We start from the raw sequence: 15,244 nt of genomic DNA, 5'->3' as shown, positions 1-15,244 counted from the left end.
ATTCGGTTCCGAAGAACCGTGGGCGCTGGGAAACTTCCTACAAATGCAGGATCAGGGTCTTCAACGGGGGCTGTTGATCCCTGGAAGGAAAGTCGGCCCCAGGTGTCATCACTTGCCACTCGCGTACCGGGCGCCCGGCTTTTTCCGCGCAGCGCAGCACCTGCTCACGCCAGTCCTCCATGCTGACTTTTGCCAGGTTGTTGCAGCAAATCAGTACGCCATTGTCGGCGGTGGCCAGCAGTGCGGGTTTGAGCAGGCTTTGATAGTCGCGCAACAAATCGACGGTGCCGAAAGCGCTCTTGGCCCAGGCGGGAGGATCGAGCAGTACCAGGTCGTACTGGCGTTGCTCCAGGCGTGGATAGCTCGGCAGCTTCTGCCCGCGCCGCTGGGTGATCGGCAGGCCCGCCAGTTGGCGAATCGCCGGGAAGTAATCGGACTGCACAAATTCCATGCTCGGCAACTGCGGGTTGAGCTGGCCGTTTTCACGTCCCACCGCCAGGTTGCCCTCGGCAAAATCCAGGTTGCACACTTCCCGTGCGCCCCCCGCCGCTGCGCTCAAACCTACCCCACAGGTGTAGGCGAACAGGTTCAGCACGCTTTTGCCGGCGCTGTGGTCCTTGACCCAGCCCCGGGTGTTGCGCAGGTCGAGGAACAGCAGTGGGTCTTGCCCGGCGTGGCGCCCACGCACACGGTAATTGAGGCCCCACTCGTGGCCGACCAGGTCTTCCAATGCGCCAGGCTCGGCGCGGTACACCGTGTCTTCGCGGTCGATGCGCGAGTTGCCGCGGGCACGGTCGTTGTACACCAGCAACAATTCCAGGCCCATGTATTGGTTGATCAGTTGGTGCAGGTCCAGCAGGTCTGCGGTTTCCAGGGACTGGTGGAAGCTTTGTACCAGCAATTGCGGGCCGTAGCGGTCGATGGTCAAGCCGCCGGCGCCTTCCTGGCTGCCGTGAAACAGCCGATAGCAGTCCGTACCCTGGGCGTGCAGCGTGTTGATCAGGTCTTGGCGGTGATCGAGGGCGGCGCGCAGCGCCTGATTCAAGGGAGTCATGGAGCGCGCCTTGCTTGCAGATGAATAAGAAAAAGGGGGCGCGAAGTTTAACAGCTAACCCCGGCCTGCACAGGCCGGGGATTATCCTGGCCCTACCGGTTGAGGCGTTTGTCGATCAAACCGTCCACCACGCTGGGGTCGGCCAGGGTCGAGGTGTCGCCCAGGCTGTCCAGTTCGTTACAGGCGATCTTGCGCAAGATGCGTCGCATGATCTTGCCGGAGCGGGTTTTCGGCAGGGCAGGGGCCCATTGGATCAACTCCGGTTTGGCGAAGCTGCCAATCTCCTTGCTGACCAACTCCAGCAGGTGCTTTTTCAACGCGTCGCTGGGTTCGACGCCATTCATGGGGGTGACAAAGGCGTAGATGCCCTGGCCTTTGACGTCGTGGGGGTAGCCCACCACCGCGGCTTCGGCGACCTGATCATGCAGCACCAGCGCACTTTCCACCTCGGCGGTGCCGATGCGATGGCCGGACACGTTGATCACATCGTCGATCCGCCCGGTGATCCAGTAGTCGCCGTCTTCATCGCGCCGTGCGCCATCCCCGGTGAAGTAGTAGCCGGGGTAGGGCTTGAAGTAGGTGTCGATCATGCGCTGCGGGTCGCCGTAGACGCTGCGAATCTGCCCCGGCCAGCTTGATTTGATGGCGAGTACACCGCTGCCGGCGCCGCTGATTTCCTTGCCTTGTTCATCAAGCAACACCGGTTGTACGCCGAACATGGGCTGTGTCGCGCAGCCCGGTTTGATGCGCTGGGCGCTGACCAGCGGGCTGAGCATGATGCCGCCGGTTTCGGTCTGCCACCAGGTATCAACAATCGGGCAGCGCTGTTCGCCGACGGCGTTGAAATACCAGTCCCAGGCTTCCGGGTTGATCGGCTCACCTACGCTGCCCAGCAGGCGCAGGCTGGCGCGCGATGTACTCTGCAGCGGGCCGTGGCCTTCGCGCATCAGGGCGCGCAGGGCGGTGGGCGCTGTGTAGAAGATATTCACCTGGTGTTTATCGATGACCTGCCAGAAGCGCGAACTGTCCGGATAACTCGGCACGCCTTCGAACATCAGCGAGGTGGCGCCATTGGCCAGCGGGCCATAGACGATATAGCTGTGGCCGGTGACCCAGCCCACGTCGGCGGTGCACCAGAACACTTCGCCTTCTTGGTAATCGAGCACGTACTTGAAGGTCATCGCCGCTTGCAGCAGGTAGCCAGCGGTGGTGTGCAACACGCCTTTGGGTTTGCCGGTGCTGCCGGAGGTATACAGGATAAACAGCGGGTCTTCGGCGTCCATCGGCTCGGGTGGGCAGTTGTCGCTGGCGGCGTCCAGGGCGGCTTGGTATTTGAGGTCGCGGCCCTCGTGCCAATTCACGCCCGCCCCGGTGCGCTCCACCACCAGTACCGTGCTGACATTCGGGCAACTGGCCAGGGCCTTGTCGACGTTCTGTTTCAGCGCCACGGGCTTGCCACCGCGTATGCCTTCGTCGGCGGTGATCACGGTGCGGCAATCGGCGTCGAGGATGCGGTCGCGCAGGGCGTCAGGAGAGAAACCACCAAACACCACCGAGTGCACTGCGCCAATTCGCGTGCAGGCCAGCATGGCGTACGCCGCCTCGGGGATCATCGGCATATAGATGCACACGCGATCACCTTTGTTCACGCCACGGCTTTTCAACACATTGGCCAGGCGGCTGACGTTTTGGTGCAGTTGACGGTAAGTAATCGTGCAGGATGTTGACGGGTCATCGCCTTCCCAGATGAAAGCCGGCTGATCGGCGCGTTGCGCCAGATGGCGGTCGATGCAGTTGTAGCTGACGTTCAACTGGCCACCGGCAAACCATTGGGCGGCACCGGTGTGGATGTCTGACTGCTGGACGCTGTGCCAGGGTTTTATCCAGTCGAGAAAGCCCTTGGCCTGTTCGGCCCAGAAGGTGTCTGGCTGGTCGATGGATTGGCGATAGAGGCGCTGGTAGTCCTCTTGACTGAGCTGCGCAGCCCGGCGGACGGCATCGGCGGTGGGAAAGGTGCTGATATCGAACATGAGCGCTCCTTATTCTTGTTTTTGCGACAAGCCATAAAGATGCACCCTGGGGCGGGAGGGTTCAAGGCCAACGTCCAAACGGACGTTGGCCTTGAATGAACGGCTTCAGCCGCGGTGGCGACCACGGAAGTAGTTGATCAGGCCCTGGGTCGAAGCATCTTCGGCCAAGGTTTCTTCGGCGCCGGTCAGGCGGTTGTACACGCCTTTGCCCAGCTCCTTGCCCAGTTCAACGCCCCATTGGTCGAAGGCATTGATGCCCCACACCACGCTCTGCACGAACACCTTGTGCTCATACATCGCCACCAGCGCACCCAGGCGGCGTGGGCTGATGCGCTCGACCACCAGGGTGTTGCTCGGACGGTTGCCCGGGATCACCTTGTGCGGTGCCAGCTTCTGTACTTCGGCTTCCGGCAAGCCCTTCTCACGCAGCTCGGCTTCGGCCTCGCTGCGGGTCTTACCGAGCATCAGCGCCTGGCTCTGGGACAGGCAGTTGGCGTACAGCCACTGATGGTGGTCGGACACAGGGTTGAAACTGACGATCGGCACGATGAAGTCGGCCGGGATCAATTGAGTCCCTTGGTGCAGCAACTGGTGGTAAGCGTGCTGGCCGTTGCAGCCTACGCCGCCCCAGATCACCGGGCCGGTATCGGTGGACACTGGCGTACCGTCCTGGCGCACGCTCTTGCCATTGGATTCCATGTCCAACTGCTGCAAATGCTTGGTGATGTTACGCAGGTAATGGTCGTACGGCAGGATCGCATGGCTCTGCGCACCCCAGAAGTTGCCGTACCACACCCCCAGCAAGCCCAGCAGCACGGGCATGTTGGCTTCGAACGGCGCGTTCAGGAAGTGCTGGTCCATGGTGTAGGCACCCGACAGCAGTTCCTTGAAGTTGGACATGCCGATAGCCAGGGCAATTGGCAAGCCGATGGCAGACCACAGCGAGTAGCGCCCACCGACCCAGTCCCACATGGGGAAGATGTTTTCTTCGCGGATACCGAAGGCCACGGCTGCGGCATTGTTGCTCGAGACGGCGATGAAGTGGCGATACAGTTCGGCTTCCGAGCCTCCCTGGGCCAGGTACCAGGCGCGGGCGGCCTGGGCGTTTTTCAGGGTTTCCAGGGTGTTGAAGGATTTGGACGAGACGATAAACAGCGTGGTCTCGGCGCGCAGCTTCATGGTCAGTTCGTGGAACTCGCTGCCGTCGATGTTCGCCAGGTAGTGGCAACGCACACCTTTATGGGCGTAGGACAGCAAGGCCTCCGAGACCAATTCCGGGCCGAGGAACGAGCCACCGATGCCGATGTTCACCACGTCGGTGATCGGCTTCTCGGTGTAGCCACGCCACAGGCCGTCGTGGATACGGCCGACCAGGTCAGTGATCTGATTCAGCACCTTGTGCACGTCCGGCATGATGTTCACGCCGTTGACCGACAGCTTATCGCCCACCGGGCGGCGCAGGGCGGTGTGCAGGGCAGGGCGGCCCTCAGATGAGTTGACCGGTTCGCCAGCGTACTGCGCGTCGATCGCCGCCTTGAGATTGACTTCCTTGGCCAGGCCCACCAACAGGTCGCGGGTTTCGCTGGTGATCAGGTTTTTCGAGTAATCGAGGAAAAGTCCGCAGCTGCTCAAGGTGAACTGGGAAAAACGCTGAGGATCGGCATTGAACGCCTCGCGCATGCTGAAATCCTGCATGGCTTGGCGATGTTGAACAAGCGCTTGCCAGGCGGGCAGCGCGGTAACGTCATGAGGGGTGCGGTAGTACGCCATCGCTGCGGGTTTCCTTTTATTACGGGGACTGCCTTTAGGACACTTCAAAGCCCGGAACATCCAGTCTTATCGCAAGGATTGGGTTCCAGACAGCGCTAACCATAGCGCAGGGCAGTTACATTAAACCTAGCGTGTGGATATGTCTTGGCTTTGTCTGCGCTGTGGCCGGTACTTTTTTATACCGGCACAGCCGTCGGGGCAACAGGTTGAGGGTAAAGCGGGGGTCAGGCGAGGTTCAGGTGCAGGTTATCGATGAGGCGTGTTGCCCCCAGATAGGCGGCGACCAGGATCACCACATCACGATCTTCAGCCGTGGCCGGGCGCAGATGTACGCCTTGGCGCACTTCCAGGTAGTCCATGCGCAGCCCTGCGGCTTCAATCTGCTGAATGTGCTCGGCGCGAAGCCTGGCAAAATCATGATCGCCGCCTTGGATGGCCGTGGCGATCTGGCTGAGCGCGCGGTACAGCACTGGTGCGACCGCACGTTGCTCCTCGGTGAGGTAACCGTTGCGTGATGACAGCGCGAGGCCGTCCTCGGCGCGCACGGTAGGCTCGCCGATGATCTGGATCGGCATGTTCAGGTCGCGGACCATGGCGCGGATCACCGCCAACTGCTGGTAGTCCTTCTGGCCGAATACGGCCATGTCCGGCTGGACCATGTTGAACAGCTTGCTGACCACCGTGGCCACGCCTTCGAAGTGCCCTGGGCGGCTGGCGCCGCACAAGCCTTCGGACAGCTGTGGCACGCTGACTCGGGTCTGGCCGTTCATGCCATCGGGGTACATTTCCTCGACCGTCGGCGCAAACAGCAGGTTGCAGCCCGCCTGCAGAAGTTTTTCCTGGTCGGCGGCCAACGTGCGCGGGTATTTGTCCAGGTCTTCGCCCGCGCCGAATTGCAGCGGGTTGACGAAAATGCTCGCCACTACGAAATCCGCTTGCTGCGCGGCCTTGGTCACCAGGGTGGCGTGGCCGCTGTGCAGGTTACCCATGGTGGGCACAAAGCCGATGCGTTTGCCGGCGCTGCGGGCGTGGGTTACGGCAGCCCGCAGTTCGCGGACGGTTTTAACGGTGTTCATGCCGAGAACCCGTGTTCAATACCTGGGAAAGTTACATTCTTGACTTCGCTGACGTAGGCGCTCAGGGCCGCGTGGATGCTGTCCTGGCCGGCCATGAAGTTCTTCACGAACTTCGGTACGTGGCCAGTGATCGACAGGCCGAGCATGTCGTGCAATACCAGCACTTGGCCGTCAGTGGCGGAACCTGCGCCAATCCCGATCACGGGCACTTTGACGGCCTGGGTGATTTCGGCGGCCAGTTCGCTCGGCACGCACTCCAGCAGAATCATCGCAGCACCGGCTTGTTCCAGTGCAATAGCATCGGCGCGCATCTGGCGGGCCTGGGCTTCATTGCGGCCCTGGACCTTGTAACCACCGAGGATATTGACCGACTGCGGTGTCAGGCCCATGTGCGCGCACACTGGCACGCCGCGCTCGGCCAGCAACCGGATCGACTCGGCCAGCCACACGGCACCTTCGACTTTGATCATATGCGCGCCCGCCTGCATCAGCTTGCCGGCGTTCAGGAAGGTTTGCTCAAGGGTGGCGTAACCCATGAACGGCAGGTCCGCGATGATCAAGGCGCCATCATTGCCACGCTTGACGCTGGCGGTGTGGTAGGCGAGCTCATCGGTGGTCACGGGCAGCGTGCTGTCATTCCCTTGAAGAACCATGCCCAGGGAGTCGCCCACCAGCAGCACTTCGACGCCAGCCTGGCAGCTGGCGTGGGCGAAGGTGGCGTCATAGCAGGTCAGCATGGTGATTTTTTCACCTTTGAGCTTGAGGCTCTGCAAGGTGGTCAGGGTAATGTCTGGCATGAAAGGGTCCTCGTTCAGGCGCTTGGAAACAGCGAGTAACGCGCGTGAGTCTTCGTTTATACAGGCGCACTGTCTTGAAAGCAGTGCTTATAAGGCCTGGATTGCGCCCTGTCGCGCCGGGTTGGCGGCAGCGGGACGCCTATAGTCGTGAGGAGGACACGGGAAGTCAATTGGATGTGTTACCGCATTGTTACGATGGCGGTGTTACCGCTGTTACTGACGCGATTCAGCAAGATGGGCACAGGCTTGGGGCGCACTGAATATCCAATGTGGGAGCTGGCTTGCCTGCGATGGCATCACCTCGGTGTGGCTGATACACCGGGTCGCTTGCATCGCAGGCAAGCCAGCTCCCACATTGACCGGGTCATTCTTGAGGGAGGCGTTCCAGGCCGACGAACGGGCAGGCGGTGAGCAGGTCGCTTAAACGCTGGCCGTCAGGCAGCTGCAGGTCGGCTGGCGCCAACTCAGCCAACGGATACAGCACAAACGCGCGCAGATGCATCTGGTAGTGCGGCACCTTGAGGCGCGGCTCATCGATCAGGCGATCACCGAACAGCAGGATATCCAGGTCCAAGGTGCGCGGGCCCCAGCGTTCCAGGCGTTCGCGGCCCTGATCGTTTTCGATGGCTTGCAGCGCATCGAGCAGGTCCAATGGCGCCAGGTGACTGTCCAGCGCCGCAACGGCGTTGGTGTAGGGCGGCTGGCCGGGCAGCAGTGAATCGCTTTGATAGAAGGCGGACACACCGGCGAGCTGAGTGCCAGGCAATTGCGCCAGCGCCTCGATCGCGCTGCGCAATTGTTGCTCCGGGGCAGCCAGGTTGCTGCCCATGCCGATGTAGATACGTTCCACGTTTATTCGCCCGCAGCGCCCGAGGCATCGGCACTGCTGCGTTTACGCTTGGTGCCGCTGCGGCGACGCTTTTTCGGGCCTTCGCCGGCGCTATCACCTTTGCTGCCCAGTTCACGAATCATTTCGCGGCGCTGGCTGTCATTGGCGTCCTGATAATCGGTCCACCATTCGCCCAGGCCATCGGTCTGCTCGCCCGCGCTTTCGCGTAGCAGCAGGAAGTCGTAGCCGGCACGGAAGCGCGGGTTGTCCAGCAACAGATCGGCGCGCTTGCCGCTGCGGCGTGGCAGGCGCTCCTGCATGTCCCAGATTTCGCGGATCGGCATGGTGAAACGTTTGGGGATGGCGATGCGTTGGCACTGTTCGGCGATCAGCTCGTGAGCCGCTTCCTGCATGGCCGGGATCGGCGGCATGCCACGGTCCTGCAGGCGCAGTACGCGTTTGGGCAGGGCCGGCCACAACAAGGCGGCAAACAGGAACGCCGGGGTCACCGGTTTGTTTTGCTTGATGCGCAGGTCGGTGTTGATCAAGGCTTCGCTGATCAAGGTGTGGGTGTACGTCGGGTTGTACTCCAAGGCCTCGGCGCTGGCCGGGAACAGGGGGTCGAACAACTGCAGGTCCACCAGCATTTCAAAGGTGTCGGCGGCGTAGCCCGAAAGGAACAGCTTGAGCACTTCCTCAAACAGGCGTGCCGAGGGGATTTCCCGCAGCATCGGCGCCAGTTCGCGAATCGGTGCGGCGGTGTGTTTTTCGATGCCAAAGTTGAGCTTGGCGGCGAATCGCACGGCACGCAGCATGCGCACCGGGTCTTCCTGGTAGCGCTGCGTCGGGTCGCCGATCAGCCGGATCAGGTTGTTGCGAATGTCGTGTACGCCGTTGGCGTAATCGAGGATGCGCTCGCTGACCGGGTCGTAATACAAGGCGTTGATGGTGAAGTCGCGACGTTGCGCGTCCTCTTCCAGAGTGCCATAGACGTTATCGCGCAGGATGCGCCCGCTCTCGTTGCGGGAAGACTGGTTGGTGTCCTCCTCTTCATCGTTTTGCGGGTGACCGGCGCGGAACGTTGCGACCTCGATGATTTCGCGACCAAAGTGGATATGCACCAGCTTGAAGCGCCGGCCGATGATTCGTGCATTACGAAACTCGGCGCGCACTTGTTCAGGCGTGGCACTGGTGGCGACGTCGAAATCCTTGGGCGTGATGTTGAGCAACATGTCGCGTACGCAGCCACCCACCAGGTAGGCCTGGTAGCCGGCGTTCTGCAAACGTTCGACGATGTTCACTGCATAACGGCTGAATTGAGCGCGCTGCAGCGAATGCTGGCTGCTATTGAGCACTTCAGGCGTGCTGCGTTTGTGTTGCGTTCGACGCAAGGGAGAACGGAATGACTGGAACAACTTCTTCAGCATGGGATGCACTGTTTGAAGGAATGTTCGGCCATAACGAAGAATGACCGCATGATGGGCGGGGATTCTAGCATTTAGTCAGGGGATGGTGTAGGAACAAGCTAAAGGCATTGCGCCATAAGCGTTTGCAGGTCAAATCCCGGAAACTACAAGGGGAGCCGAAGCTCCCCCAGAAGTAGTTGCGTGCTCTATTTTTATTATTGATGTCGGGCTTCTTGTTTTTGTTGATCGCCCTCGCCACGAAGTTTCACCTTCATGACACTCCCAATCGGGAGTCAAGAGCAAACGGATTGCTTTGGTCGCTGTGTTGCTGATCTACGATCCAACCAGTTCAGGCTCTGCCTTAGGGCAGTTTTTGTTGTTCTCGGCCTGGTTGCGGGGCAAGCCCCAAATGCAACGCCTCTCCAAAAGAATCAGTTAGCTGCGCCTCCGCCGTGTTGTTTTTGTTATGCGTGAGTCGATTCGTCTTATTTTTATTGTCTTGTACAAAGCTTGTTATTGTTTTTGTACTAAGCATATAGCAGGGTGCGTGCCAACTTTTGCGCCGTCCAGCAAAACCGGGGGTTTGGGCTGGTTTCGCCAGATTGAGGGCCAAAAAAAAGCCGGGGCTTCGTTACCGTAAGCCCCGGCTTTTGTTACGTGAAAAGTCAGCGGTAACAGTTTTTTCACATCAACAGGTGTTACCTGTGGGGCTGCGCTCTCAGCTTTCGCTGGCCACCCCGGTCTTGCGCCGTGGAATGCCCAGGCGCTGACGCCGTTCCCACAAACACTTGCGACTTACACCCAGTTTGCGGGCCAGTTCGGTCTCGGTCATATGGTCCTGATGCTCGAGCACGAAGTGCTGGAAGTAGTCTTCCAGTGACAAATCTTCCGTCGGCTCATGGCTGGTATTGCTACCGCCGCCCTGCTGCGGGGCCAGGCCGATGAAGTCGTCGTCATCCAGGTCGCTGAGCTCAATGTCGATGCCCAGCAACTCGGCAGAAATCTCCGGGCTCTCCGACAGAATCACGGCGCGCTCGACGGCGTTCTCCAGCTCACGCACGTTCCCTGGCCACGAGTAGTGACGGATCGCCTGCTCGGCGTCCGCGGCAAACTTCAGGTCGGTGCGGTCAATGCGTGCGCCTTGACGCAACAGGAACGCGTTGGCGATTTCGTTGACGTCGGCGCCGCGCTCGCGTAGGGCCGGCAATTTGAGCGCGATGACATGCAGGCGGTAATACAAGTCCTCACGGAACTGGCCGATCTTGGCCAGGCTCTTCAGGTCTCGGTGTGTCGCCGCGATCAATCGAACATCGACCTTCTGCGATTGCACCGAACCCACGCGACGAATTTCGCCTTCCTGCAGCACGCGCAGCAAACGCGCTTGGGCTTCCAGGGGCAGCTCGCCAATTTCATCAAGGAACAAGGTGCCGCCGTCCGCGGCCTCCACCAGGCCCGCACGCCCGGCGCTGGCGCCAGTGAACGCACCTTTCTCGTGGCCGAACAGCTCGGACTCGATCAGGGATTCGGGGATCGCCGCGCAGTTCACCGAGATCATCGGCGCCTTGGCGCGCTTGGACAGGTTGTGCAGGGCGCGGGCCACCAGCTCTTTGCCGGTGCCCGACTCGCCCTGGATCAACACATTGGAGTCAGTCGGCGCCACCTTGCGGATCTTGCTGTACAAGTCCTGCATCGGAGGGCAGGAGCCGATGATGCCGATCTCGCCATTGCTGTTGTTGGCACCTGGTTTTTCGGCGCCGCTGGTCTTGCCGGTGGGGCGTGGCTCGGCAGGCGCACTGCTGGCCGACACACGGTCACGCAGGATGCGGGCCACGGCCTGGAGCATCTCGTCGTGGTCGAAAGGCTTGGCGATGTAGTCCACCGCGCCCATCTTCATCGAGTCCACCGCCGAGCGCAGGCTGGCGTAGCTGGTCATGATCAGCACCGGGGTGCCCTGGCCCAGCTTGATCAGCTCGGTGCCCGGGGCGCCTGGCAGGCGCAGGTCACTGACAATCAGGTCGAACGTGGGAATGCTGAATCGCTCTTGGGCTTCCTGCACCGAGCCGGCTTCGCTGACCTGGTACTGATTACGTTCAAGCAGGCGACGCAAGGCAGAGCGGATAATGGTTTCGTCTTCGACGATCAAAATGTGCGGCATTGATTCAATTCTCTCGACGGTCTCAGTTCACAGCGGACGTCGCTTCGACATGACGCGGCAAGGTCACCCGGATACGGGTGCCGCGTTGGCTTTGTGTGTCAGCCGGGCTGTCGATGGTGATTTGTCCATAATGCTCTTCAACGATGGAATAGACCAGTGCAAGGCCCAGACCGGTACCTTCACCGGGGTCCTTGGTGGTGAAGAAGGGTTCGAACAATCGGTCCATGATGTTCTGTGGAATGCCGCTGCCTTCGTCTTCCACGATCAGGTCGACCGTGTGCTCGAAAGCCTCGCTCTTGACGCGTACAGCACTGCCGGCCGGAGACGCGTCGCGGGCGTTGGACAGCAGGTTGATCAGCACCTGGGCCAGGCGTTGTGAGTCGCCATCGACCCAATGGTCCGGATCGCACAGGTTAAAGAACTGTACTTCGAAATTGCGCCGGTTCAAGGCCAACAGCCCAATGGCATCCTGCGCGACTTCGGCCAGGCACACCGCTTCGTCCTGATTCTGATGGGCGCCGGAGTGGGCAAAGCTCATCAGCGACTGGACGATGCGTGAAACCCGCTTGGTCTGTTCAAGGATCTGCCCGCTGATTTCGGTGATTTCCCCGTCTTCTTCGCGCTCTTCCCGCAGGTTTTGCGCCAGGCAGGCGATACCGGTGATCGGGTTGCCGATTTCATGAGCCACGCCGGCCGCCAGGCGCCCAATGCTGGCCAGGCGTTCGGAGTGCACCAGCTTGTCTTCGAGCATCTGTGTATCGGTCAAATCTTCTACCAGCAGCACCAGGCCGCTGTTACCCGGCGCCAGAGGTTCGTCGATGGCCGCTTTGTGCAAGTTGAGCCAGCGGGTCTGGCCGTCGAGGGCCAAGTGCTGTTTGTGCAAGTGCTCGTCCGGCAGGTTGATGAAACCCTGCAGCAGCTCTTTCCAGGGATCGCCCAGTGTATTGAGGCGCGAACCCACCACCCGCTGGGCGGCGATGCCGGTGAGTTCTTCCATGGCTTTGTTCCACATCAGGATTTCCTGGTCCTTGGCCAGGGAACACACGCCCATCGGCAGTTCCTGCAGGGTCTGGCGGTGGTAACGGCGCAGGGCGTCGAGTTCGGCGGCCAGGCCTGTGAGGCGCGAGTGGTAGTCCTCCAGCCGGCTTTCGATGAAGTGGATGTCTTCGGTGACGTAGTTTTCGCCACCGGCCTTGTAGGGCAAGAAGGTTTCCACCATGTCCTGGGACACGCTCGGCCCCATCAAACCGGACAGGTTGGCTTCGATACGGTCACGCAGGCGGCGCAGGGCATAGGGGCGGCGCTCGTCAAATGGCAGGTAGAGGTCGCGCAGCGCCTGTTCGACTTCCTTTTGTGCGGCCTTGGCGCCCAGGGGCTTGGCCAGTTGCGTGGCGAACTCTTGGGGCGATGCCGCATGCAGTTCGCGGCGTTGCGGGCGGCGTACGTTGTCTACCGCACAGGCTTCTGCGGCGCTGGTTTCTTCGGCGCTGGCGTTAGTGAACAGCGAGATCAGGGTGAACATCAGTACGTTGGCGGCCAGCGAGGCGATGGCCGCCATGTGCCAACTGGTGTCGTCCAGCACGTAAATCATGTTCAGCAACGGGATATAGAAGCCCTGCAGATTGCCGACCAGCGGTAGCAGCATGGTCACGGTCCACACCAGGATCCCGGCCAGCAGCCCTGCAATAAAGCCACGGCGATTGGCAGTCGGCCAGTACAGCACCGACAACACGCCCGGCAGAAATTGCAAGGTGGCGACAAACGCGACGATGCCGAGGTTGGCCAGGTCTTGCCCGGCGCCCAGCAGCAGATAAAACGCGTAACCGGCCATGATGATCGCGACGATCAGCGCGCGTCGGGTCCATTTCAACCAACGGTAGATATTGCCCTCGGCCGGCGGCTGGTACAGCGGCAGTACCAAGTGGTTGAGCGCCATGCCCGAGAGTGCCAGGGTGGTGACGATGATCAACCCGCTGGCGGCCGATAACCCCCCGACATACGCCAGTAGCGCCAGGGCCGGGCTGTTGGCAGCAATACCGATGCCCAGGGTGAAATACTCGGGGTTGGTGGTGGCCCCCAGTTTCAGGCCAGCCCACAGGATCAGCGGCACCGCCAGGCTCATCAGCAACAGGAACAGCGGCAAGCCCCAGCTGGCGCTGACCAGCGAGCGCGGGTTGAGGTTCTCGGTGAAGGTCATGTGGTACATGTGCGGCATCACGATCGCCGAGGCGAAGAACACCAGCAGCAGCGTACGCCATGGTCCCTCCTGCAAGGGGGTATGCAAGGCGGCGAGGGCGGTCTGGTTTTGCAGCAGCCACAGCTCCAGCTGTTGCGGCCCGTCGAACACGCCGTAAAGCGCATAAAGGCCGACGCCGCCGATGGCGATCAGCTTGATGACCGACTCAAAGGCAATCGCAAACACCAGGCCCTGGTGTTTCTCGCGGGTGGCGATATGGCGAGAGCCAAAGAAGATGGTGAACAAGGTGATCAGCGCGCAAAACGCCAGGGCAACCCGATGTTGCACGGGCTCTCGGGTCAGAATGCTGATGGAGTCGGCCACCGCCTGGATCTGCAGGGCCAGCAACGGCAGCACGCCGATCAACATGAAGATGGTGGTCAGCGCGCCGGCCCAGGTGCTGCGAAAGCGAAAGGCAAACAGGTCCGCCAGGGAAGACAGCTGGTACGTCCGGGTGATTTTCAGGATCGGATACAGCAGCACCGGCGCCAGCAGGAACGCGCCGGACACCCCCAGGTAACTGGAGAGAAAGCCGTAGCCGTACTGATAGGCCAGCCCCACCGTGCCGTAGAACGCCCAGGCACTGGCGTACACGCCCAGGGACAAGGTGTAGGTCAACGGATGGCGAATGATCGCCCGCGGAATCATTCCGCGCTCACTGATCCAGGCCACGCCGAATAACGCAGCCAGGTAGGCGGCGCTGATCAGCAGCATCTGGGTGAGACTAAAGCTCATCGGCATCTTTTTGGCTCTGCAGGATGAAGGTCACGACGATCAGGATCAGCCATAGCAGATAAGGGCGATACCAGGCGCCCGTGGCGTCGATCCACCAATCCATGATGGCGGGGGAGAACAGGTAGATCCCGACGACCAGCAGCAGGACCAAACGATAGATGTACATGTTGGCCTCTGATTAAAAATCTGCCGCGATGTTAACGGATGGCTGGCAACCTGCAAGCGCCTTCAACTCAATTGCGCTTCGGCCAGGGTCAGCGTGCGCGGGATGCGGGTAGCGTCCCAGTGTGCAATGCCCCAATCCAGCAGTTCTCGTGGGCTGGCGTACAGCAGTTGCGCGTCGGGCTGTTGGCCAAGGGCGCGCAGTGCTCTGAGCAGCAAAGGCGTGGCCTGGTCGGCTGTCAACGGTGGAGAGCGGTAGGACTTGCCCAGCTTGTTGCCGTCTGGCTGCACGATCAGCGGTACATGCAAGTAACGTGGCTGGCGCAGGCCAAGCAGCTCTTGCAGGTACAGCTGGCGCGGTGTGGAGTCGAGCAGGTCGGCGCCGCGCACGATATCGGTTATCCCTTGCCAGGCGTCGTCGAGCACCACCGCCAGTTGGTAGGCGTAGAGGCCGTCGCGGCGACGGATGATGAAGTCGCCGGCATCGCGGCCCAGATGCTGCCGGAACTCGCCCTGCACACGGTCGGTAAAGTGGTATTCCAGCTCGGGCACGCGCAGGCGGATGGCGGCGTCTTGCTGGTCGTGGCCGGCATTGCGGCACAAGCCTGGGTAAACCCCGTTGTAGGGCTCCAACTGCTTGCGCGAGCAGGTGCAGGCGTAGGCCAGGCCGTGGTTGAACATATCGTTCAGTACTTTGGCGTAGGCATCATGCCGCTCGCTCTGGCGAACCAGTGCGCCATCCCATTCAAAGCCGTAGCTTTCCAGCGCATGCAGAATCGCCGCCTGGGCGCCGGGCTCTTCACGCGGAGGGTCAAGGTCTTCCATGCGCATCAACCAACGGCCCTGGTGGGCGCGCGCATCGAGGTAGGAGGCAAGGGCGGCAACCAGGGAGCCGAAGTGCAAATGGCCGCTGGGTGTGGGGGCGAAACGCCCAATATAGGTAGAGGCTGTCATGGCCCGGATACTACTGCATAACCGATAAACGCCAGAAACA

The 15,244-nt window shown here is 61.1% G+C and carries 11 protein-coding genes; all 11 read right to left on the bottom strand.

The window, feature by feature from the left end; all coding sequences use genetic code 11:
• Positions 1-37 precede the first annotated feature (37 nt).
• Positions 38-1,054, bottom strand: coding sequence for a class I SAM-dependent rRNA methyltransferase (locus GH769_RS20515; RefSeq protein WP_014719947.1), 1,017 nt, complete (start codon positions 1,052-1,054; stop codon positions 38-40).
• Between the two features lie 92 nt (positions 1,055-1,146).
• The gene (gene acs, locus GH769_RS20510; RefSeq protein ID WP_014719946.1) at positions 1,147-3,084 is read right to left on the bottom strand and encodes an acetate--CoA ligase; all 1,938 of its coding nucleotides are present in this window, start codon (positions 3,082-3,084) and stop codon (positions 1,147-1,149) included.
• Positions 3,085-3,189: 105 nt separating this feature from the next.
• Positions 3,190-4,854 (bottom strand): glucose-6-phosphate isomerase, encoded by a 1,665-nt coding sequence (gene pgi, locus GH769_RS20505; RefSeq protein ID WP_003194166.1) that lies wholly within the window; start codon positions 4,852-4,854, stop codon positions 3,190-3,192.
• Positions 4,855-5,078: 224 nt separating this feature from the next.
• Positions 5,079-5,930, bottom strand: a complete 852-nt coding sequence (gene panC, locus GH769_RS20500; RefSeq protein ID WP_014719945.1) for a pantoate--beta-alanine ligase — start codon at positions 5,928-5,930, stop codon at positions 5,079-5,081.
• Entirely contained in the window at positions 5,927-6,727 is an 801-nt protein-coding gene (gene panB / locus GH769_RS20495; RefSeq protein WP_014719944.1) for a 3-methyl-2-oxobutanoate hydroxymethyltransferase, read from the bottom strand. Before panB ends, panC begins: the two co-directional genes overlap by 4 nt.
• A 364-nt stretch (positions 6,728-7,091) precedes the next feature.
• On the bottom strand, positions 7,092-7,577 hold the full coding sequence (gene folK / locus GH769_RS20490; protein ID WP_032902683.1) for a 2-amino-4-hydroxy-6-hydroxymethyldihydropteridine diphosphokinase: 486 nt from the start codon (positions 7,575-7,577) through the stop codon (positions 7,092-7,094).
• Positions 7,578-7,579: 2 nt separating this feature from the next.
• A complete protein-coding gene (locus tag GH769_RS20485; protein WP_003194157.1) occupies positions 7,580-8,983 on the bottom strand; it encodes a polynucleotide adenylyltransferase PcnB in 1,404 nt (467 codons plus the stop codon).
• Positions 8,984-9,680: 697 nt separating this feature from the next.
• Positions 9,681-11,117: a sigma-54 dependent transcriptional regulator gene (locus GH769_RS20480; protein ID WP_014719942.1), complete on the bottom strand. Its 1,437-nt coding sequence runs from the start codon at positions 11,115-11,117 to the stop codon at positions 9,681-9,683.
• A gap of 22 nt (positions 11,118-11,139) precedes the next feature.
• Positions 11,140-14,094, bottom strand: coding sequence for a sensor histidine kinase (locus tag GH769_RS20475; RefSeq protein ID WP_003194154.1), 2,955 nt, complete (start codon positions 14,092-14,094; stop codon positions 11,140-11,142).
• Positions 14,078-14,254, bottom strand: a complete 177-nt coding sequence (locus GH769_RS20470; RefSeq protein WP_003176118.1) for a hypothetical protein — start codon at positions 14,252-14,254, stop codon at positions 14,078-14,080. The genes GH769_RS20475 and GH769_RS20470 overlap by 17 nt, the downstream gene beginning before the upstream one ends.
• 62 nt (positions 14,255-14,316) lie before the next feature.
• Positions 14,317-15,204, bottom strand: a complete 888-nt coding sequence (gluQRS, locus tag GH769_RS20465) for a tRNA glutamyl-Q(34) synthetase GluQRS (protein WP_014719941.1) — start codon at positions 15,202-15,204, stop codon at positions 14,317-14,319.
• Positions 15,205-15,244 lie beyond the last annotated feature (40 nt).

The sequence above is a fragment of the Pseudomonas sp. CFSAN084952 genome (assembly GCF_009648855.1).
GTDB classification, from domain to species: Bacteria; Pseudomonadota; Gammaproteobacteria; order Pseudomonadales; family Pseudomonadaceae; genus Aquipseudomonas; species Aquipseudomonas paracarnis.
The sequence above is the reverse complement of the archived record's forward strand: the minus strand, read 5'-3'. Positions and strand labels throughout refer to the sequence as shown.

What these genes read in the sequence shown, in the direction of transcription:
- GH769_RS20515 (WP_014719947.1), bottom strand. Translation starts at nt 1,054, where the DNA reads ATGACTCCCTTGAATCAGGCGCTGCGCGCCGCCCTCGATCACCGCCAA.
- acs (WP_014719946.1), bottom strand. Translation starts at nt 3,084, where the DNA reads ATGTTCGATATCAGCACCTTTCCCACCGCCGATGCCGTCCGCCGGGCT.
- pgi (WP_003194166.1), bottom strand. Translation starts at nt 4,854, where the DNA reads ATGGCGTACTACCGCACCCCTCATGACGTTACCGCGCTGCCCGCCTGG.
- panC (WP_014719945.1), bottom strand. Translation starts at nt 5,930, where the DNA reads ATGAACACCGTTAAAACCGTCCGCGAACTGCGGGCTGCCGTAACCCAC.
- panB (WP_014719944.1), bottom strand. Translation starts at nt 6,727, where the DNA reads ATGCCAGACATTACCCTGACCACCTTGCAGAGCCTCAAGCTCAAAGGT.
- GH769_RS20485 (WP_003194157.1), bottom strand. Translation starts at nt 8,983, where the DNA reads ATGCTGAAGAAGTTGTTCCAGTCATTCCGTTCTCCCTTGCGTCGAACG.
- GH769_RS20480 (WP_014719942.1), bottom strand. Translation starts at nt 11,117, where the DNA reads ATGCCGCACATTTTGATCGTCGAAGACGAAACCATTATCCGCTCTGCC.
- GH769_RS20475 (WP_003194154.1), bottom strand. Translation starts at nt 14,094, where the DNA reads ATGCCGATGAGCTTTAGTCTCACCCAGATGCTGCTGATCAGCGCCGCC.
- GH769_RS20470 (WP_003176118.1), bottom strand. Translation starts at nt 14,254, where the DNA reads ATGTACATCTATCGTTTGGTCCTGCTGCTGGTCGTCGGGATCTACCTG.
- gluQRS (WP_014719941.1), bottom strand. Translation starts at nt 15,204, where the DNA reads ATGACAGCCTCTACCTATATTGGGCGTTTCGCCCCCACACCCAGCGGC.